At 42.2% G+C, this 21,730-nt stretch carries 17 protein-coding genes and 2 tRNA genes; 7 read left to right on the top strand and 12 right to left on the bottom strand.

Annotation, left to right across the window (positions count from 1 at the left end):
* Window positions 1-106 precede the first annotated feature (106 nt).
* Window positions 107-415: a helix-turn-helix domain-containing protein gene (locus FM107_RS05030; RefSeq protein ID WP_256959347.1), complete on the top strand. Its 309-nt coding sequence runs from the start codon at window positions 107-109 to the stop codon at window positions 413-415.
* Window positions 416-554: 139 nt separating this feature from the next.
* Here the strand turns inward: FM107_RS05030 and FM107_RS05025 are convergent, their stop codons facing one another.
* From FM107_RS05025 to FM107_RS05015, 3 genes are read right to left on the bottom strand one after another with little or no spacing between them, the layout of a single operon-like run.
* Window positions 555-1,154: a hypothetical protein gene (locus tag FM107_RS05025; RefSeq protein WP_086947430.1), complete on the bottom strand. Its 600-nt coding sequence runs from the start codon at window positions 1,152-1,154 to the stop codon at window positions 555-557.
* A 33-nt stretch (window positions 1,155-1,187) separates the two neighbouring features.
* On the bottom strand, window positions 1,188-1,784 hold the full coding sequence (locus tag FM107_RS05020; RefSeq protein ID WP_086947429.1) for a DUF502 domain-containing protein: 597 nt from the start codon (window positions 1,782-1,784) through the stop codon (window positions 1,188-1,190).
* A gap of 47 nt (window positions 1,785-1,831) precedes the next feature.
* Window positions 1,832-4,267: a bifunctional UDP-N-acetylmuramoyl-tripeptide:D-alanyl-D-alanine ligase/alanine racemase gene (locus tag FM107_RS05015; RefSeq protein WP_086947428.1), complete on the bottom strand. Its 2,436-nt coding sequence runs from the start codon at window positions 4,265-4,267 to the stop codon at window positions 1,832-1,834.
* 65 nt (window positions 4,268-4,332) lie between these two features.
* On the opposite strand from FM107_RS05015, the gene FM107_RS05010 reads away from it, so the two are divergent.
* From FM107_RS05010 to FM107_RS05000, 3 genes are all read left to right on the top strand, one after another.
* Window positions 4,333-4,815, top strand: a complete 483-nt coding sequence (locus FM107_RS05010; RefSeq protein ID WP_086947427.1) for a regulatory protein RecX — start codon at window positions 4,333-4,335, stop codon at window positions 4,813-4,815.
* Between the two features lie 96 nt (window positions 4,816-4,911).
* Window positions 4,912-5,286, top strand: coding sequence for a hypothetical protein (locus FM107_RS05005; RefSeq protein WP_143559432.1), 375 nt, complete (start codon window positions 4,912-4,914; stop codon window positions 5,284-5,286).
* A 97-nt stretch (window positions 5,287-5,383) separates the two neighbouring features.
* The gene (locus tag FM107_RS05000) at window positions 5,384-5,827 is read left to right on the top strand and encodes a tail fiber domain-containing protein (RefSeq protein ID WP_086947425.1); all 444 of its coding nucleotides are present in this window, start codon (window positions 5,384-5,386) and stop codon (window positions 5,825-5,827) included.
* Between the two features lie 79 nt (window positions 5,828-5,906).
* Here FM107_RS05000 and FM107_RS04995 read toward each other — a convergent pair whose 3' ends face one another.
* On the bottom strand, window positions 5,907-6,944 hold the full coding sequence (locus FM107_RS04995; RefSeq protein ID WP_086947424.1) for a porin: 1,038 nt from the start codon (window positions 6,942-6,944) through the stop codon (window positions 5,907-5,909).
* A gap of 416 nt (window positions 6,945-7,360) precedes the next feature.
* On the opposite strand from FM107_RS04995, the gene FM107_RS04990 reads away from it, so the two are divergent.
* The 3 genes from FM107_RS04990 to FM107_RS04980 all read left to right on the top strand — a co-directional run bounded on the left by FM107_RS04990 (window position 7,361) and on the right by FM107_RS04980 (window position 9,110).
* Window positions 7,361-8,665, top strand: coding sequence for an ammonium transporter (locus FM107_RS04990; protein WP_086947445.1), 1,305 nt, complete (start codon window positions 7,361-7,363; stop codon window positions 8,663-8,665).
* Between the two features lie 282 nt (window positions 8,666-8,947).
* Window positions 8,948-9,020 (top strand) — tRNA-Gly (locus FM107_RS04985).
* A 5-nt stretch (window positions 9,021-9,025) separates the two neighbouring features.
* Window positions 9,026-9,110, top strand: a tRNA-Leu gene (locus FM107_RS04980).
* Window positions 9,111-9,403: 293 nt separating this feature from the next.
* Here FM107_RS04980 and FM107_RS04975 read toward each other — a convergent pair.
* The 8 genes from FM107_RS04975 to FM107_RS04940 all read right to left on the bottom strand — a co-directional run bounded on the left by FM107_RS04975 (window position 9,404) and on the right by FM107_RS04940 (window position 21,581).
* Complete coding sequence (locus FM107_RS04975) at window positions 9,404-10,384, bottom strand: nucleotidyl transferase AbiEii/AbiGii toxin family protein (protein WP_086947444.1); 981 nt, start codon at window positions 10,382-10,384, stop codon at window positions 9,404-9,406.
* Window positions 10,381-11,106, bottom strand: a complete 726-nt coding sequence (locus tag FM107_RS04970) for a DUF6088 family protein (protein ID WP_086947423.1) — start codon at window positions 11,104-11,106, stop codon at window positions 10,381-10,383. Before FM107_RS04970 ends, FM107_RS04975 begins: the two co-directional genes overlap by 4 nt.
* Window positions 11,107-11,565: 459 nt before the next feature.
* On the bottom strand, window positions 11,566-13,929 hold the full coding sequence (locus tag FM107_RS04965) for a GH92 family glycosyl hydrolase (protein ID WP_086947422.1): 2,364 nt from the start codon (window positions 13,927-13,929) through the stop codon (window positions 11,566-11,568).
* Between the two features lie 159 nt (window positions 13,930-14,088).
* A complete protein-coding gene (locus FM107_RS04960; protein WP_086947421.1) occupies window positions 14,089-15,810 on the bottom strand; it encodes a family 43 glycosylhydrolase in 1,722 nt (573 codons plus the stop codon).
* A gap of 19 nt (window positions 15,811-15,829) precedes the next feature.
* Window positions 15,830-17,419, bottom strand: a complete 1,590-nt coding sequence (locus tag FM107_RS04955) for a sulfatase (protein ID WP_218778922.1) — start codon at window positions 17,417-17,419, stop codon at window positions 15,830-15,832.
* A gap of 464 nt (window positions 17,420-17,883) precedes the next feature.
* Window positions 17,884-18,099 (bottom strand): DUF4372 domain-containing protein, encoded by a 216-nt coding sequence (locus tag FM107_RS20185; protein WP_179204407.1) that lies wholly within the window; start codon window positions 18,097-18,099, stop codon window positions 17,884-17,886.
* A gap of 1,097 nt (window positions 18,100-19,196) precedes the next feature.
* Entirely contained in the window at window positions 19,197-21,149 is a 1,953-nt protein-coding gene (locus tag FM107_RS04945) for a RagB/SusD family nutrient uptake outer membrane protein (RefSeq protein WP_086947419.1), read from the bottom strand.
* Between the two features lie 18 nt (window positions 21,150-21,167).
* Window positions 21,168-21,581: a hypothetical protein gene (locus FM107_RS04940; protein ID WP_179204406.1), complete on the bottom strand. Its 414-nt coding sequence runs from the start codon at window positions 21,579-21,581 to the stop codon at window positions 21,168-21,170.
* Window positions 21,582-21,730 lie beyond the last annotated feature (149 nt).

Genomic DNA, 21,730 nt, shown 5'->3' with positions numbered 1-21,730 from the left:
GACAACAAAATTATCGGATATTCGATTTATATTTACTATTCATTACCTTTAGGAAAGTAACTATTTTATGTGCAGGACAAAAAGTAACATTAATAAAGAAACTATATTGGCATTAAAAGATGGCATTGAACTGCTGAGCGGTAAATGGAAATTTTGTATCCTGCACAATCTGCAGAGCTACGGCACCATGAGGTTTAAAGATCTGCAAGAGATGGCTCTGGGAATATCCCCCAAAGTTCTGTCTAAAGAGCTGCAAGAATTAGAAGATAATTTATTAATTACCAGAACGGTTAATAACACGAAACCTGTGACGGTTTCTTATGAACTTACGCCACATGCCAAAGAAACAGAAGAAGTTGTCAATGCATTAATTAAATTTGGACTAAAGCATAGAAATAAAATTAAAGCAAAATGAGGTTACTGTCGTAAGTATAACACCGAGCCGGCATTCTCCATTATTCCTCCTGGTAATCGTGGCCCAGAATTTAAGTACCTAACGTATTCGGATCTTGCCCTTCAAAATTATATGCCTACGGAGAAATTTACCCTATAATTTACAGTTGGATACGCAATGAAGCCTTAAAAGTGTGGCTATTACTATTAAACAGTAGAAAATGGGCGTCGGGATAACAAACCGCTAAACGGGCTTTATAATTTAGTATTTCGGGGCTGTCTTGTTGAGCTGCTATATGATGGTTCACGCGGTTACTCACCTCCATCGTTAAGGTATTAGCAATGATTTTAATCGTAATTTTCAGGGGGAAGCTTTCGATACTGTTGTACCCGTATCGTAATGCGTTCTGCACTAAAGGAAACAATATAAATGCAGGCAGCATAGGGTCTCCTTCCTGCTCGACATTAAGACGAATATAGAGTTGGTTTTGTTCCGAATAGGCATGCCGATAGCATTCAATATAATCTTTTAGCATGTCGGTTTGCTGAGCCAAAGATATTTTATCCTCCAAACTGATCCTTAGCGTATTAAGGAGATATTTAACAAAAAATGCATGGCTTTGTTTTTCGGCGTTCATTTCCCCAACCAAATTATCATCCGTTCGGCTCGTATAAAAACTAAGTTCCGCGCGCAAGAATTCCTCATTTTCTATTTTATCCTCGAGTGCTGGTCGGAGTAGCCTGCTTAGTAAGTTTTTCATCCGCGCATTTATTTGTTATCCGCAATGCGGCATTTATTCAATCCCGCTCACGCCGCCGGACACCACAAGCTTCATAGCATCAGTGGCACTCATATTTAGCTTTTCAACATGTATGGTACGAACTACAACAACCTGCCCAGCGACGGAATAGGAATAGGGAAAATATACCACAACCTCATCGGTTAAGCCAATCTTACTTAAGTCGCGCTGTGTTAAAAAACCGATTTTTTTCAACCCCGTCTCATTTACTAACACCAAAACCGGTTCATTGAATTTTTTAGCATCTCCTACAAAAGCCTCGGTAAAATCCTTGATGGATGAATACAGGGTATTAAAGAGGGGAATTTTAGCAATACTGCGCTTTAACCAGGCTCGAATAGGCGCGGTGACCAAGTTGGTAAAAATTAACCCGACCACAATAAGAACCACAACAACGGTTAAAATACCGATCCCCGGAATATATAACGGCATTCCCGTCTCATCATGCAGAAAATGTGCCGTCAAATTTAAGGCGTTGTCGAGCGCAGCAACAGCCCACACAATTAGAAATACCGCTCCAGCGACAGGAACGACAACGAGCGCCCCTTTAATAAAATAGTAGAGTAATTGTTGGAAAAACTTTTTTATCATAAACGTATATTCACTTCTTATATCTTTTCTTCTCGCCCTTTATGTTCCTAGCCGTAAAAATACACTCTTTTTACACGCGAAGAAATAGTTACCAGCAATTCGTAGGGAATTGTCCCAATGTGCTGAGCGGCCTGGGTAATATTCGGAAAAACTACCACTTCATCTTCTTCGAATACCTCCAGTCCCGTCACGTCAAGCATACACATGTCCATGCATATATTTCCGACGGTATCGACAAGCTGCCCACGAATGGACATCTTCCCTATTCCATTTCCGAATCGACGATCATAGCCATCGGCATAACCGATCTTCACCGTAGCAATTCGCGAATCTCTCGTTAACAGCCCCCGCCGATCATAACCAACTGACTCGCCAGCTTTGAGCGACTTGATCTGCGTAATGGTGGTCTTGAGCATCCCGACCGTATCTAATGCAAATGATCCACCCGTGGATACGCCATATAGACCAATTCCTAAGCGTACCATATCTAAACAATCCGCGGGCCGATGTACAATTCCCGAAGTTGCTAAAATATGTTTGATAACGGAGTATCCTAGAGCCTCTTCCAGGTACGAAGCGGCCAGCTTAAAGCTGTCTACCTGCCCCTGAGTGAATTCCGTATGTTGCGGATCGCCTGCTGCGGCGAGGTGCGAAAATACGCTGGCCACCCGCACTTGGCTCTGCTGCCGCAGCATTTTAGCAAGGGTAGTGATCTCTCCGCTCATAAAACCCAGTCTATGCATTCCCGTATCCACCTTAATGTGTATCGGGAATCCCACTTTACCTTTACGAGCAAGGAACGCGATAAATGCCGACAGTATGCGGAAGCTATAGATTTCCGGCTCCAGTTGGCTTGTCACTAAAGCATCAAACACCTGTTCATCTGGACTGAGGACCATAATAGGAAGGGTAATTCCATTTTGGCGAAGCTCCACGCCCTCATCGGCGAACGCAACAGTCAGGTAATCTACTTTATTATACTGCAACAGATTGGCAACTTCGTAGCTGCCGCTACCATAGGAAAATGCTTTGACCATCGCCATTATCTTCACCCCCTGGGGCACCAACGCCCGGTAGCGCTGCAAATTATACTCGATCGCTTTAAGATTTATCTCCAGAACTGTCTCATGAGTTTTTTCACTCAGCATCCGGCTTAAGTCTTCCAAATGGTAAAAGCGGCTTCCCTTGATGAGAACCGTCTGGTTGCTAAAGTCCAGCTCCGCTGCTCCAGCGAGTAGCTCTCCTGTTGTGCTGAATAGCATGGTGGGCACCGCGAGTTCCTTCAGGAATGCGAGCTCCGCCCCTACAAGAATGATGCGCGCTAGCGGATGTCGAGCCAGCAGATCAAAAAGCTTTGTTGCTACTTTATCATCCAGCCCCTCCATACCCGAGAGCACCAGCGTTTTACTTTCGTGTTGCTTTTGCTGCATCAAAAAGTCGAGCGCTATCTGTAGCGAAGCTAAATCATTTGAATAAGAGTCGTCAATAATCGAGCAGCCTTTTTTTCCTTTTTTAAGCTGCAAACGCATCTCTAAAGATCTTAATACCGCTATGCGCTGCGCGATATCGGCTAAGGGATACCCACTGTAGGATAAAAATGTGATACAGATAAGTATATTTTCGATCGACCCTTTGTCGGTAAATGGCACGATAAACTCGTGCCGCTGGCCAGCCTTAATGACTTTAATCTTTGTACTAAAAGGTCCTGAGTTCTGAATCCCGTCAACTGTTATCCAGTCCGAGGGCTGGCTTCCAAAAGCATACAAGTTATTCTGCGCTACACCCAAGTACTTATCAAGTCTATAGGCCGATGGGTAAATAATATCGATTCCCATCCGGCTAAAGAGCAATAACTTTTCTAGCAATTTTTCTTGTTGGGATGCAAAGCCCGAGGCATGTGCGTTACCGATATTTGTAAATATCCCAACTTGTGGCTGGATCATCCGCGCAAGAATAGCCATCTCACCTGGCTCACTTATCCCCGCCTCGATAAAAGCGAAATCGTACTCATCCGATAAATTCCACAGCGAGAGCGCTACGCCTATCTGCGAGTTGTAGCTCTTGGGACTTTGGTATACTTTATAATCGTTTCCCAGCAGCTGTGTTAACCACTCCTTCACCACAGTTTTTCCATTGCTTCCGGTAATGGCAACAACGCGCACCTTTTTGCAGTCCGAGCGGCGCTGCAGAGCGAGCTGCTGCATCGCGCCGAGCGTATCATCCACCAAAATAAAGGTAGCCTCACTATAGAGCGAACGATCAACCGAATCATCCGAGATGACAAAAGCGCGGATACCTTTCTGATAGGCCTCCTGAATATAATTATGTCCGTCACGGACATTCTTTAAAGCAAAAAATAAGCTTCTGCTCCCCACCAATATTTTACGGGTATCGTAGCAGAGATCAACAATCAACTGATCGGGGTCGGCAATAAGCGCATCCCGATAGATAAGAAAGGAAATAATTTTTGCTACAGTATACATATTAAGTGGTAGTCAAATTTCATCATTATTTTCTAAAAGTGGCGATTTTTTTGAAGATTTGTATTATGGACGATTCCTCATCAAAAAAAAGCTATACTCCGCACCAAGCGAAGCTCAAAGCGGAAAGCTTCTGTGCTTATCAAGAACGTGCCCAGCAGGAGGTTCGCGATAAGCTATACCTATGGGGGTTACACCACAACGATGTCGAAAACATCATCGCTACTCTCATTGAAGAGAACTTTTTAAATGAAGAGCGATTTGCCAAGGCGTACGTACTGGGAAAATTCCGCATGAAAGGATGGGGCAAAATCAAGATTAAGATGCACCTAAAGGCAAAACGTGTATCTGACCCCTTGATCCGTACCGCGCTTCAAGAAATTGACTTGGACGATTACGAGCAGAAGCTAGAGGACACCATTGATCGTAAACTCACCAAACCACTAGAGCAGCTCTCGATCGCCGAACGCGCTAAACTCATTCGCTTTCTACAGAGCAAAGGTTATGAAAACGAGCTGATCTTCGAGAAAACAGACAGCAGGAAAAAGTAATCCCAGAGAACTAAGCGCATATGGCTCAGCAACAAACTTATTACAAAAATAACGGTGCTTCGTGCGTATATTAAGCTAATTTTATTTCCTATCAGCGTGGATCTATTATCTGAACGCACTAATATTTTAAATAACAACAGGCAGCGAAAAGCTTTAGAGCAAATGAATAAAAATACAGTCTTTTTCTTAACACTTATCACAGGCCTGCTCCTCTTCTTATCTGCTCAGTGGCAATATACCTTTGCAAAACTGTCCACTAGCGTTGATACACACCCGATCGCGTTGCTAGAAAGCCATAACTACGACACCAGTGAGACCGAGTCCTCCTTCGAGGAACTACTAGCGAATCACGTCGAGCCGCTAGAAGCACACTCCCAACCCGCTCCTCGATTATTTCGCATACACCCGACGCATCCTCTACCCTTTATTACGTTGGCAGTTCGCTTCCCGCCTCCAAACGGCGAAAAATAACGACACGTCACCCAGCGATCGCAATTAGTCCCTGCGCATCCATCACACATATAAGTTACATATAAATACATTTTTTAACCGTTTAAAAAAATGCAGTATGAATAATACTATAAAATCCGGCCTCGGTCTAATACTATCCCTATGCACCTATCAGTTGAGCGTAGCGCAGCAACTGGATGAAAAAGTTATGAAAATGAATGTCCAAGAAATCGGCCCCGCAGTCTCCAAAATCTCGGCCCTTACCCCGGTTAGCTATTCCTATAACACCACAGACTACCAAAAGCTGAAATTGCCGGCGGAAACTCAGTATGGTTTTCTTGCAGAACAGGTGTCATTAGTTTTTCCTCAGCTGGTCAAACCGGTTTCAAAAATATACGATACCTCAAAAAATACAACCAAAGTGGCAAAACTTAACGAAGTGGACCAAATTGAACTAATACCCTTTCTTGTAAGCGCTATTAAAGAGCAGCAGATGCAGATCGAAGAATTACAAAAGCAACTCGAAGCGTTAAAGTCTCTGAATAGCCCGGTCGACAAATAATCGATACGCTTGAAGGCCTCCGGCAGATTTGCCGGAGACCTTACAAAACGTTTTTCACAGATGATTATTTCATTAACAGCTAAAACCCATACACCAGTGCGAGAGAAGCTTGTGCGGCTTGTTTTGTTGCACTCTCACCGTCTCTTTTAAGAAAACCTGCTTGATCATTGTTGTCTAAGCGAAACTCCGGAATAACGGAGAGCCCGCCATGTTTTAATTTGGCAGAAATGGTAAAGGAGAGAAACTCCGGATTTTCTACATCGAACGCATCCTTTTCTTTAAAATATTCCGCCCGGATACCTAAATCAATATTTTCGTTGATAGCGTACCTGGGGTACAATGCGATACCACTGTATCCACCCCGGACCTTAAATGAATAGTCAGCCGCGTTTAAGCCTAATAAAATTTTATCCGTTATCGCATAATTTGCCACCAAATCGATCAACGTGCCGGAGCTATAGTTGTCGGCTCCACCAGCGGAAGAGCCAGTGAGGAAATTCAGGTATGCCGAGAGTCCGCTGAACGGTTCAACTGCCAGCTGCGCCCCGAAATGTGACACACCATTCAAATCGCGATACACGTTCCAATCATTGAACAATCCTGCCATAAGTGAGATTTTCGGTGAAAACGCATAAGTTGCTTTTATCCCTGCATTTTGAAATGGTCCTGCACCAAATAGATAGGAGGTTGAGTAATGAAAATTCGCTACAGGTGAGATGACTTCATAACCGACAAAGGTACCCATATACCCAGCCGTCATATTAAACTGTTCGGTGAAATCATACGAAACATACATATTCTGAATATGAAATGAATTCTCACCGTCAGCGTCCGTAGCATCACCGTTAGGAATCGTTAGATATTGCCCGCGCGGACCAAAAGACACCTCTCCAACAAATGTAGCTTTCCCGGTAGACTTCTTTAATCCCAAGGCCAACATACCTAAAGAAATCGAATTTTGGTCATTAGCAAAGTACGTACCGATATTCTCTCGCTCGGCGAAATCATATTTATAGTATACATCCGCATAGCCCGAAATTTCCAGCGGTGAACTTTCTTGCGCATCTACCTCGAGGAGTATACATGCTAAAGAGGCAATTAATAATAGCTTTCTCATATTCTGTTTTACGTTTACAATTTCAATTAAATGGTGAGTAAAAAAACAATAAAACCTAAAAAATGAGTCAAAAAAAACAGAGAGGCAATCAACAATCTTACAAAGACCGAGCGAAATAAACACAAAACACCTAAACAAATACATTTTATAAGAATTTATCGTTTTGTAAAACAAATAACTACATAAAATAATAAAAATCAAAATATATTACAATATTTCACACAAAAACACAACTAAAAACCAACAAACAAGTAAATAAATTAAATAAATTTTATTTTTTATCACACATCTATACAAATAATCAAATTTTATTACCATATTCACAAAGAAATAAACACAACAATCACAAAACAACAGTAAAAACAGGGAAAAAATTAAAATTTAAAACAAAAAAACAAAAAAAACCAATGACACAGATGAAAAAAATAATTCCATTTGGATTTCTAACGATAGCCGCTATACTTGCATTGCTAGCGCCATCGACAGAAGTCATAAATAACCCCGATAGCGCAATCGACAGCGGAGATACCGCCTGGCTTCTTATGTCTGCCGCCTTAGTACTACTGATGACCCCAGGCTTAGCATTCTTCTACGGTGGAATGGTGCGAAAGAAAAACGTAATTTCAACGATGCTACAAAGTTTTGTCTGCATGGGGTTAGTTACTATTATATGGGTCATTTTTGGCTTTAGCCTCGCATTTGGAGAAGATATTGGTGGTGTGATTGGAAATCCGGCTACATTTTACATGATGAAAGGTATGCTCGGAAACGATGTCTGGCCCGCACTACCAACTGTCCCGATCGCTCTCTTTGCTATGTTTCAGCTCAAATTTGCGGTGATCACACCTGCTTTGATTACCGGCGCATTCGCTGAGCGTATTAAATTCAACTCCTATCTAATTTTCATCACGCTTTTTGTGATCTTCATCTATTCCCCGCTGGCACACGCCACGTGGCATCCCGAAGGCATACTCGCTGAATTGGGGGTCCTCGATTTTGCAGGCGGAACGGTCGTGCACATGTCTGCAGGATGGGCCGCTTTAGCCTCAGCACTATACCTCGGCAAACGCAAAGAACAAATACATACGCCAGCACGCATTAGCTACGTGATTTTAGGAACTGGATTACTCTGGTTCGGTTGGTTTGGGTTCAATGCAGGATCCGCCGGTAGTGCCGGCGTCCTTGCGGCCTCCGCTTTTGTGACCACCACCACCGCTTCGGCAGCGGCTGCCATGGGCTGGATATTCTTTGACATCATAAGAGGAAAGAAGCCGTCTGCCATGGGCGCTTGTATCGGAGCTGTCGTCGGACTCGTCGCCATTACCCCTGGCGCAGGCTTTGTAACAATCCCCCATTCGCTCGTCATTGGTCTGGTGGCAGCTGTAGTGAGCAACTTGGTAGTAATATGGAGAACAAAAAGAGACATCGACGATACGCTGGACGTTTTTCCTTGCCATGGCGTGGGTGGGATGGTCGGAATGTTACTAACAAGCGTATTCGCAAATAGTAACGTCAACGAAGCGGTCACCACCAACGGCTTATTCTTTGGCCAGACCGGCCTATTTGTCGCCCACCTAATTGCCCTAATCTGTACCTCAGCATTTGCTTTCTTTGGTTCATTATTACTATTAAAGCTTACCGATCTACTAACACCACTACGCGTAAATGAAACCGCTGAAGTGATGGGACTGGATCGTAGTCAGCACGACGAGGAACTTTAAATCATTTCACTAACTCCAATTATACAGGGAACATTTGCATCAGCCGATAGAACACTCCTGTTAAAACCAACCTAATATGAATATTCCTCCTGCTCCATATTGCAGGAGGATATATTTAACTATTGGTGCCCTTAAACCTAGCCACCTGCTTCACTATGGCGAACAATCACGATCCTCATCATACGAGCAAAAATATTTAAAACTGATTTTGAGCTATATCCACTGATTTTGACAATTTATTTTGCAAGAAAACTATATTGTCCTATCTTTGCACCACGTCAAGCGAAAGTAGCTCAGTTGGTAGAGCACAACCTTGCCAAGGTTGGGGTCGCGAGTTCGAATCTCGTCTTTCGCTCAGTTGCCTAGGTGGTGGAACTGGTAGACACGCAGGACTTAAAATCCTGTTCCCGTTAAGGGAGTGCGGGTTCGATTCCCGCCCTAGGTACGAAACCCTTGATAACGTATTGTTAATCAAGGGTTTTCTTTTTTTAAGCACATAAAAGTCCCGAGAAAACAAGGATCAAGCAAAAAAGGATCTGATGATAACAAAGAATGATTATCTGAAGATTTATTATTCTCAATTACTGGATTTAATTCCAGTCGGAGATGCTGTTGCATTTCGGGAAATCTATGACCGATATAGTGACCTCCTTTATATTTTTACTTATAGAAAATTAAAGAATGAATCTGAAGCTCAAGATGTCGTGCATGATGTGTTTGCGTGGTTATGGGAAAATGCTAAACAGATGTTATTTTCCAAGAAATTGCTTTCAATCTTTTTTGAATCATTTTTAATGTTTCCAAAACGGCTTCTTCTTTTGGTAATACTCCATAGATCAAATTTTTAAAGTCTCCGTTATAAATTGTTTTCAACTCGCTCCATACATTTTCTAAGTCTTTAAAAATGAGTGCTTCATTAGGGTGATAATTCAGCCATTTATTATTGTTTCTAAAACTTGCAACATCGTCATTGGCTACTTTTAAAAGCATTTCATCAAAATACGGTGATTGAAAGAATTGTAAAAACTCATCTTGCATAAGTAGTTGATGCAAATCGTAGGTGTGCCGTATCTTTTTCTTTAAGTCATCCATTGGGGTTTCACCATAAGAAAAACGAACCAAACTCATTATTTTTTCGCAAATGGTTCTTATCGGTTCTAATGCCAGCAATTCAAAAGAAAGTAGTCCATTTTCTTTAGCGATGCTCATCTGATTGTTATTCAGCATCATTTGACCAACAAATGAAACAATGCTTTTGGTAGTATAAGGTTCGTAATATCCCAACCAAGTTGATTCCAAAATTATAACATCCCTCACTTGTTCATAATCACCTTTAAATTCTTTGTTGTAAGAATGTGCCGTTTTTCGGTTCATTCCCATCTTATGGGTAATGCCTTCGATAGACACTTCGGGCAATACGGCTTCTACAACTATGCTTACAGCTTTTAATTTTGATTTTAACTTGCTGTCTGTTTCTCCTTCTCGTCTCAATACGACCAAATCAATATCTTCTGAAAAACGTTCAATCATATTGTAGCATTTGGATAGTGCCGTCCCTCCTTTAAAAACTGTGTCTTTGCCTATTTCATTATTGAAAATCGTAAACAAAGCATAAGTGACCCAATAGTCTTTTTCTACATATATGGCAGGGATTTCCATTTGATCTGCAGTAAACTGAACTGCTTGCCCGAATAAGGTTTTATTTTCATGCAACTTCATATAATATTCCATTTTTCGGTGGCAGATAACACTTTCGCTGCACCTGTGAGTTTATACTTAGTAATTGGGTTCAATGACTTGAAAAGCGGTTCTATTGTTTTGTCTTGTTGTAATTGTTCTAACAACGCACCTAATAATGCCTTTGTAGCAGGTGGATATTTTAATGCTAGGCGAACCAGAGTATTGATTTCTTTATCCGTAAAATCTTTGACAATCGCCAAAAACCGCTTACAAGATGCTTCTATATTGGCGTCAGGTATTTTTTTTATGTAGCGAATAGCGTCCAGTATCTGCAAGAAAGGAATATTTTCTTTTGTGATGGTGTTTTTTTGCTTTACAAAAGCAATGGTATATCGTTCTCTTTTAAAGTTAGGGCGAACTTGATTTTTACCGATTTGTATGGTATTGCTTACCTGTGTGGTTAAGCCCAATTGGCTATAAATGCTGTATCCCGTGAGATAACCGGTTATTTTTCCATTTTCTTCTAATAGGTCTTTTACTACTTGTGCCTGATTGGGCTGAAGGTTACCAAAGGGCGTATTTTCGGGTTTGTAGTATTTCCCTTTGGAAAGTTTGGTGATTTTGCCCGAAGCCACCATACGATTCAGGGCTTTTATTACCGCTTCTTTTTGATTCACATCTGTAGTAAAGTCAGTATAGGTGAATACATAACCCTTGGGTAATCTATCTATGGTAAATGCTATATATTCAGATGTTTTCATTCTTTATATTGTAGTGCAAAGATAGCTTATTTGTCCAGTTTATTATAAAAAAAACTGGACATTTTGAAATTAGATGAAGTTGTCTTGTCCTAGAAAAACTTTACTAATTGTCCTATACTGAAATATTGTCGATGGCGTTTTTTTATCTATTCAATAGTTTTGATTTTTATCACTGAAAGAAAATTAAAAAAGCTCGCTTCGTAAATAAGTCGATTTATTTCACTCGCTGCTTCTTGCAATCGCCCGACACCGAGGTAGTAGAAACGGAAACTTCGCACTCATAACAACTCCAACTCGCACCCCGCCCCCTTCTCCAAGCTAATATAGGGGATTATTGAGAATGGAAGCGGCGCGATTAGTATCATTGCTTACCAGCGGTTCCTACCAACTTCGTTGAAGGAGCATCAATTTCCTAAAAAAACTTCATCCCAAATTTATTTGGAAAACGTATAAGGCCCCTTACTCTAAATTAAGATTCGGTTTGTTTCCCATTTCTATTTCCAAGACCCCTCCATTTACAACATCTTTAAATGGTATGAAGACGGATTGCTGATCCTCCCCATTTTTATGAATAGACTGCACGTATACGCTTTCTGGCGAATTACCTTTCACCTGGATTAAAAACTTATCACCCTTATAATATTTTTTATTCAGTTTGATCTGGACCCGGTCAAACAGCGGACTTCCAATCTGAAATTCGGGATCAATCTGCGTTAATCCTTTTACGTCAAATAGTCCCATTGCCGACATCACATACCACGCCCCGAGTTGGCCCTGGTCTTCATCCTGACCATAACCATAACCGTGTACGCCATCGGTGCCATAAAACTCGTTACATATTGTACGCACCCATTTTTGTGTAAGATAAGGCTTCCCGGAGAAGTTAAACAACCAAGATACGTGCAGGTTGGGCTGATTTCCGTGATTATACAAAGCACTTACACCCGCAAACGCATCGACCGTTTTCCCTCCACCAAAGGTGTTTTTTTGGGAAATCAAGAATATACTATCTAAACGATTATTAAATACGTCCTGTCCAACCTTATTAATCAATTTAATTGGTTCGTGCGGCACATAAAAAGTATATTGTATAGCGTTGCCTTCTTGAAAACCTGCCCAGGCAGCCGAAGGATCAAAATCTTTTAAAAAATTGCCGTCCATTGTTCTGGGGCGAATGAGCTCAGTTTCCGGATCGAAGAGATTCTCCCAATTAGACGCCATTTTGGAAAGTTTCCTATAATCTGATGTCTTCCCTAGGTGCTTTGCAAACTGTGCTACCGCATAACTGCTAAACGAATATTCCATGGTACGGGAAGAACCGAAAACAGACCCAGCATCATCTCTACTGGTCTGCTGATCCTGATTTGGTATATACGGACTATATCCTCTTTTCACGAAAGTTTCAACATCTAGTTTTCCAGCACCGGCAGGACGCTGCTGTCCATTGACTTCGTTTTTTAATGCTGCTTCATAACCCAGTTGATAATCGAAGTCCGTTATACCGCAATTGTAGGCTGCTGCGATAGCAAGGCTCGTAAAATTTGTACCCACACCAGAAACATATTTGCTGTTGGCGATCCCATCCCCTAACCATCCGGTCTCTTTATAAACAAGCAACTGGCTTTTCACCCATTCGGAGTAATACTCGGGATACACGAGTGCCCACAGCTGGGTCAGGTTCCAGAATGCACCCCATATTGCATCGGTGTTGTAATAATTATGTTCGGGCAGGCCATTATTGTTTAGCGGAATATGGCCGACTGTACCGTCATTTTTTGGATATGCGCCATTAACGTCATTGGCAAGTCCGCGGCCTAAAAGCGCGTGGTATAAACCCGTATAAAATTTCACCTTATTTTCTGAGGGACCGCCTTCTACCTGTATTCGTCCGAGCATCTCATTCCATCTCGCTGACGCCTTCTCTTTCGCAGCATCGAAGTCCTGATGCGCTCCTTCGGCCTGGAAATTTAATTTGGCATTCTCAATCGATGTATACGATTGTCCAATCTTCACCGTAATTTGTTCCTTATCGGAAGTTTTATATTCCACCGCCAAACACGCCCCTGCTCCTTTTATTTCATTTTGTTCGATAATGGAATCCCCCCGAAAGAATACCTTCTGCCTCATAGAAGGCTTACTTAACTTCGCATAGAAGAACATTTTCACCGTTGCCTCCGGTTGAAATTTTTTGACATATTCCGGCTTCGTTTCCACATACCCTTCAACCGTAGTTCCATCAACCATTCTAATATGTGCATCAACTACTGATCCGCTCTCACCCAATTTATTTCCAATATCAAAAAGCACATAGGATCTCTCCGATTTTGGAAAGGTATACCGCTGATACCCCACTCGGTCGGTAGCGGTAAGCTCCACTTTGGTGTCATATTTATCTAGAAATACCGAGTAGAAACCTGAAGTTGCGTGCTCACTTTCCTTTTTATAGGTAGACCGATAACCTTCGTCGGGATTTTCAAGCGTTCCCGGCTTCGTTCTAAGCACGCCAACAGTCGGCATCAGCATTACTCCACCGATCTGGAATTCGTGAAAACAGGCGAAGCCCTCAATAGAACGATGACCGTCTTCGTAGCCAACGGCTTCCCAGCCACTCGCGTTTCCATAAGATCCGTTTGTGGAGGGACCAAGTTTAGCCATCCCAAAAGGAACAGCTCCAGGCGTGTAAAAAAACCAACGACTGTGAACCGAACCGATATTCGGATCTACAAACTTCGCCGGCGTTTGCATCGTATCGCGCTGCGCCAAACAAGGCTCTACAAGGAGCGGTATAATAAAGAGCAATAATAGTAACTTCGTATTTTTCATTTTTCGAGTAATGTCTAATAATGTATCGCCGTTCTATCGGCTTGGTATAAGTGTCTTTCTCTTCTTCTTAATTGAGGGATCTTTCCGTTGTTTTGCTACGATTTACATATCCTTATGCCCACAGCTGTAGCCCCGTCGGTTGGGGTAATGTTCTGCCGGTTAATCAACTTTCACTGTTTTTGTTAACGCTGATATCCCGTTCTCATTAAATGCCTCTATTGCAAAATAGTACTCCTGATCCGCCGAAAGCGCTTTTAATTGCAGTTCATTAGCACCATAAACCATCCATGAACTATACAGCTTGTCTGGTGCTATGCCCCATCGGACGTTATACCCCTGAACATTGGACTGTTTGTCCCAAAAAATACGAACATCTCTTCGATCGGCAAGCCTCTGTAACTCAAACCCTTTAACTTTAGCTGGTTTCTTTCCTGTCCCTCTTCCGAATACACGGATTTCCGAGATAGCCAGGTGCGGGGTGGGCACTTCGATATTATTATATCTGACGTAACGCGTTGACACAGGACGCTCCAGTTCAACATAATCGTTTGGGGTATCTTTAAAATTACCGCGCTTATCGACGATAGTAAACCACTCTTCACCATCCAACGATCCTTCTATTGTGTAACGATGTCTCAAACCGGCAATCCGTCCGTACATTTTAGACTTATAATCCGCATAGTTAATTTGAATGGCATACATGTCGGAGGCACGCTCCAAATCGACAATCAACCATTGCGTACTGTCGTTGGTCTCTGCGAGCCACGAGCTCTTGGCGATTTCGTCTGTAATATTCGCTTTACTAAAGCCATTTCGAGACGAGGATACAGTGACCGGCTTATTATACGACAACAACATCCAGCCCCTAAACCGTCCATCCTTGTCTGGAACCGATGGAGCATATCTCGGATAGTCGCCAAAATAGGTGTCGGTATACATAATGCCGTCCCGATCAAAGAATGTTGGAAACATGCACAACCGTCGCTCCCAATTCATATTCACCGAATAGTCCATGGTTGCAAAATGCCAATAATTACCTCCCGGCCCCCGCGTTGTACTTCCATGTCCTGCACCGTTCATATATCCACCAGGCTTATACGAAATCGGATTATGCTGTTGGTAACTGTACGGGCCGAGGGGGTGATCTGCCGTATAAACGCCATCGCCATATACGTTGAACTCCGTGCCGGGAGCTGCGTATTGCATATAATACTTATCCATGTGCTTGGTCAGCCACGGCCCTTCGATATAGCCTGCAAGCACCGTGTCCGAATGGTTTTCTCCAAATCGTTCCCACCCATGTTTCTGGGCATCAAGATTAAACAGCTCAACGATGTCGCCCGAAGCTATGAATCGCTGGTTTTTGTCTAATTTCCTTCCTCGAATAGGAAATTTGTTCGATGATCCCCAAAACATATACGCCTGTCCGTCATCGTCGATAAACAAATCGGGATCCTGTAAACCATTGAGGATAGACGGCGTCGCTTTCCAGTCTCCCTTTTTGGGATTGTCTGTATAAAGGATGCTCATACTTCCTGAGGGATTTCCAGCAACATAAAGCACTGAATCTCTATAATTATGCGCTGCCGGCGCATTGGAACCTTCGAAATACCATATTTCAGGTTGAATAAAATTCCAATTCTGCAGATCGGTCGAATGCCAATATCCGTGGCTGCGCGTTACAAACATATAATATTCACCTTTAAATTCAACGACCGCAGGATCTGCCCCCGAACGGTAGGAAATATCTTTGTGAGCGTTGTAAATCATATAGGTATAATCCACATTAAGTGGATTACAGTACGTGTCCATCCGCATTGTCTGCGCGAATATAATCGTCATACTTAACATCAAAAAAAGAAATATAACCGTTCTTTTCATACTTTATCGTATAGATACATCATTTTCGATACTCTTCATTTACATCGTACTGGTCTTGTAAACGAACTAATTCTTTTTTCAGATCTCGGGTAATTTTGTCAGTACCAGATTTAGCATAGATATTGTGCATTTCCGAGGGGTCTTCCTTCAGGTCATAAAGCTCCCACCGATCGTCTTTATAGAAATACATCAGTTTATACCGTTCCATTTTCACACCGTAGTGTGCTCGCACACTGTGAAATCCTGGAAACTCATAATAATGGTAGTAAAGCGATTGCCGCCAGTTGTTCGGTGTCTTTCCATCTTCTACTAGCGATTTAAACGACATTCCCTGTATATCAAGGGGAATATCGATTCCGCAGATGTCCAAAAATGTCGGTGCAAAATCAATATTTTGAGTTAGTCCAGTAACTTTAGTTCCCGGCTTTATATGTCCTGGGTAGGACATCAGCAGCGGCATTCCAAATGACTCTTCATACATAAAACGCTTGTCAAACCACCCATGTTCTCCCAAATAAAAACCCTGGTCAGTCGTGTAAACAACAATCGTATTCTTATCCAATCCACTGGCTTTGAGATAATCTAATATTTCCCCGACACTTTCGTCAACCGACTTAACCGTAGCCGTATAATCCTGTAAGTAGCGTTGATATTTCCACTCCGCAACCTCTCTCTCTGAACGTGGAATACTGTAAAAGTCGTTATTCCGATCCCTGTATGCCTCAAAAAAACGTTCCCGTTCTGGCTCGGTCATCGTACCCATAAATGCATGGGGCCAAGGGTCAAATAGTAAGCTGTCGGAATCTACACCGGTCACCATTTTCAGATCGTGACCTTCATACATATCTCTATAGATGTTCATTTCCTGCTTGCCGGCAGCAAATCTCCCCTTATAATCATCCCAATAATTGGCTGGAACAGGAAACTTAGCATCCTCATACAACCTATAATGGCGTTCGGCAGGAACCCAATTACGATGGGGCGCCTTGTGGTGCATCATTAAAAAGAAAGGCTTAGATTGATCTCTATCCTTCATCCATTGCTTTGTAAAATCGGTAATCAGGTCCGTCACATAACCCATGTGCCGGGTTGTGTCCTGTCCGGTTATAAAATAGGGGTTATAATAATCTCCTTGATCATTAAGGACAGACCAATAATCAAACCCCGTGGGACGGGACAGCAAATGCCATTTACCAATTACCGCAGTTTGATAGCCGTTCGCTCTAAGAATTTTGGGCAGAGTTTGCTGCGTGCCATCAAAGCCCTTGTTCCCATTTTTCATAAAGCCATTCTTGTGACTGTGTTTACCCGTCAATATTGCGGCGCGGCTCGGGCCGCAAATCGAATTGCTGCAATAGTTGTTCATAAATATTGCTCCATCTTTTGCTATTCTATCGATATTCGGTGTGGGCGCTACTTTAGAAATGGGATGTCCGTAGGCGCTAATAGCTTGCTCGGCATGGTCGTCACTCATTATAAAAATGATATTCGGCTGTTTTTGTTCTACTTGACCAAATGCACAGGTAGCGATCGCTACATTCATAAAGGTAATAAACACTGCTTTCATCGCTTTCAATTTAGTTAATCCACTCTCCCTAGTTAAAGACATACGTACTACTTTTATTTTTAAACCCTAAAAAGAATAACTTATAGGCTCCGATAAATTTACAAAAATATTTTTTCCAATGATATAAAATGGATAGGCAATATATCCAATAGTTTCATTCGCGCCCAGTACGCGGAAAATGCAGCCAATATTAACAGTTAGTAGACCATATACTGATCGATCATCATGCTGATCAAACCTCCTCTGAAAAGCACAAAATCTATTTACCAGTTTAAACAAATATTGGTTGAGTCTGTGTTTGATATAGCACTGTTAATTTAAATGATCACGCAGAATCAAAAACGTCAAAATCTCAAAAGCGAGAATCATGGATCTTATTTGTTACGAAAAACTTACTGCATCAGTACTACTATTGAATAATAAAACGATCATCTTAATAGGGAGACCGTTGTCAAACGAATTGGGAAGGTTAAATAATATAGACTACAGTCCATATTGTTATTCGGTCAGCTAACGCTGGATTTGGAAGTAGTCGTTTGAATCCCCTCTCTATACTTGAGCTTATCAATAGAAGAACGTAAACCGTTACTTATATCTTTAACGGGTTGACTTTGCGTAAATTGACAAAATAGAATCAGGACTAAGTGGGTCCATTTTGTATGCCCTTTATTAAGTTTATCCAGCGGCTTCTTGAGTGATTTTTTTGACTTGCGAACGGTCAAACTTGGAGATAATCTGAGAAAATAATATGATATTTGTTATGGATAAAGGTGTTCGTTTTTTATGCGCCTCGAAGGTAGGCTTTGCGTTAAAAAACACCTTTCTTATTTAATCGTATAGGATGCTATTGTTTCGAAAACAAATATTAATAAAAAAATGACAGAATATTTGAAAAGCCATGTTGGTTCAATAAGACTAATGACGTATTTAAGTACGGTAATTATCGTGTTATTTGTTCCCCAATTAACTGCCTATGCGATTTTAAAACTTTTGATTATTTCTTCGTTACTATTGTTATTATTTTACTTCTACAAAAGCCTAGGTTTTTTTAATATAAATTATCGAATTCCCGATATGATATGTATTTTCTGTTTAGTCAGCCAATTCGGTGATATTGTTTGGCATTTTATTTCTTGGTCGTAGCAATTGTGATGCTTTTATTGTGATTCTATGACAAGCGACGCAGCCCAATTGAAATGACATGAGAAGGCTGGTTTCAGCACGAAGGTGATGGAGAGCAGCTATTTCCTTTGGTGGTATAAAAACGACTGATTGATTGACCTTAATTTATTTCAAGGAGTAAGCATTGGCAGGCTCGTCCCTTAATTTACGTTATGAGCAGGCAGGGCCTTCCACCCAAGCACGGATTCTGGCGCGATAAGCGCGTTTCTCTGGTGTGTTGGTATTTCTCACGATACCATCACGAGTAAATTATGCTGCAGACTATGTCCAGTATGGGGCTTCGTCGGCTCGGGAAGAATGTTTGCGGCAAACACCTAAAGGAGCGATAAAAAATGATAAATTTATTTTCATGGCATGCGTGTGTATTGTAAATATAGCCTCCGAAATGTCTAACTGAATGGCAACGATTCCCCCCGTCAACCAAAAATCGCTGAAATCCGCTAGTTTAGTTTAAAAACATCCATGTCACGACAACTGAAGTTCGGCTATTTTCACCTTCGGAAAGAGGGCCACTTTCTGTCTGAACACCATTTTTATTCACAAAAATTGGGTCTTCAATTCGTTAAAAAAACTCGTTCACCCGTTTGAAATTCAGGCGAACGAGTTTGGAATATCTTACGCATCTTTGTACGCGCTACTAATTATATCCCGGATTTTGATAAGCCTGTTTTTCTGCACCTTCCAGCTCCATCGCATCCATTTGTCCTTGCGGAATAGGTCTTAGGTAATGGAAAGGTTGAATGTCTCGGGTAAACGTTTGCGGTGTATGATCATTAATGTCAGAACCTGCAATTTGGTACGTTCCCGAGATTTCATCCCACTTTTGCGTTCTGACTAAATCAAACCACCGATAGCCTTCTCCAAAATACTCGCGAGAACGTTCTTCCAAAATATAATCAATAGTTATTGTTGCTGGTGTTGCAGCGATCATTTCGGCGCTCAAATCGTCATTTTTCTCGACATTCCCGTTGTTATCCCAGCGCCATACTCCTGCTCTTGCCCGGATGACATTAATTAACTCACGTGCATTTCTACCAGCTTGAACCGACGCTCCCTTTACCGCGGCTTCCGCTGCGACAAAATATAATTCTGAAAATTTCGCGATGTTGAAAGGGCGTGTACTTCCGCCGTTGGGCTGCCCTAAGCCTGTGCCATTATCAGTACGATATGTACCTAATTTCCATAGATTCGGGTGCTTGCGCCGACTAATCGCGCTCGGAGGAATCACAAAGTCTGCGCGTCCAGCAATAACCCCGGCGCCCACATTACTATTATATGTCGTATTTGAGTAATCGACTGCCTCCGACGGTTCTGTATCCAAAATGGTCAAAATAGCGTCTCCTGGCCGAACTTCCATCCCATTCGCGTTATAAAGAACCTCATTGGCTACACCCCCTTTATCCCAGTTAGCTCGCCAGGTCGTCACGAATGTTCCATCGTACCGTGAATCGTTAGCTTTGTCGGCAAACGTGTTGATAATAGCATTCTGTGTGGGTGCCATTCGTGTCCATGGTCGGCCGTACGGTTGTGACGCTTCACGTTGTACCGAACGCACACTGGAAGCCCATTGCGCCGTTGTTCCACTTTCCAAAAACGTGTAGTCCCAAGTTACCATCCAAATGGAGAAATTGTCAGGTGCTCCACCGCTACCATAGGAATGACTTCCCCCGTTATAATATTCACTATCTTCCGTATGGTCAGCGTAGAGCATAATTTCACTATTACGATCGTTCGGACCATAGTTCACGTCGTAATATGTTTCTTGTAACGCATAGCTTCCCGGGTTATCAATCCCCTCTACTGCCATATCGTAGGCCTTTTGATAATAATACGACGCATCGTGACCGTCCGGATCAACACGGTCCGTGCTTGGGTAGGTAGGGATATTATTCGGATTCTCGAGCCACCATGCATAAGACAAATACGCTTTAGACAGGTATAGTCGCGCCAAAGTCTTCGTTGCACCTCCTTGTACCCGTCCGACATCCGGCAAGGTTTCAATACCCTTTAATAAGTCTGGGAAGATGGCACGTGTGTATACCTCGGGAACAGTGTTGCGAACAGATGTTCGAATTGTGGAGGTATTGAACATCAATTCGCCTGAGCCCAAGTCCAGCGGAACACCACCGAAGCTCTGTACAAGCATAAAGTAGTCAAATCCCCTGAAAAAATAAGCTTCGGCGACTAAAGCCGCTGAGATACCTTCTACTGCCACGGCATTTTCGATCACACCATTTGCGGTATTTATCGCAGGAAAAGCTTCATTCCACAGCACATCCGATCGGCTACTGCTGGGGGTCAACGAGCCGACACCCGATAAATCCATATCTTTAAAATTCCCGTCTGCTTGTTGCGCATAGGTATATTCATCTGTTCCGGTCAAACAAGCATTATAATAGTAGCCGTTCCCATAGATATTTCTTAGATGGCCATACAATGCCGCTACACCTCCCACTACTCCTTTTTCCGTTGTAAAGAAATCGGGTGTGAACACACTTCGTGGCTCTTCCTCTAATAATTTTGAACAACCACTCAGCGTTAACATTGCAATTATAACGCCTGAAATTATTTTTGTATATATACTTTTCATAACTAAAATTCTCCTTTTTTAAAATGATACATTAAGCCCGATCATATAGTTTCTATTGGCTGGGGTATTGGTACCGATTATCATGAGCCTGCTTTGGTAGCCAGAGACGGCTTGATTCTCATCACCCCGGGAGTTCGGCTCCGGATCCATACCCGATGCACTATAATAGGGCGAGAATAATACAAAAGGATTTTGTACCGTTGCATAAAGTCGCATACTACCGATGCCGGCTTTTTGTAACCATCCTTCGCTATCGAAGTTATACCCCAACGAAATAGTTCTAATTTTTAAATACGAAGCATCAAAATAACCAAGTGTACTTCCATATTTCGGATTATCTCCACTGGATATCCCACCCGGTTTTGGATAATCGGCGCCCGTGTTCTCGGGTGTCCAATAGTCTACTTCCACATTATTACGACGCCCGCTCATTAGATTTAAATAGCTGGAAGAAGAATATAGGGAACTAATTAGCGTGCCTCCGTTTTTAAACACCGCGACCACCCCCAAGTCAAATCCTTTATACGTATCCGCCCGATGAACCCCGTCTATTATTATTCCAATAATTTATTAGGTGTTTT

Source organism: Sphingobacterium sp. JB170 (genome assembly GCF_900163865.1).
Lineage (GTDB): Bacteria > Bacteroidota > Bacteroidia > Sphingobacteriales > Sphingobacteriaceae > Sphingobacterium.
Note: the sequence above shows the minus strand (reverse complement) of the source record. Positions and strands in the feature narration are given on the sequence as shown.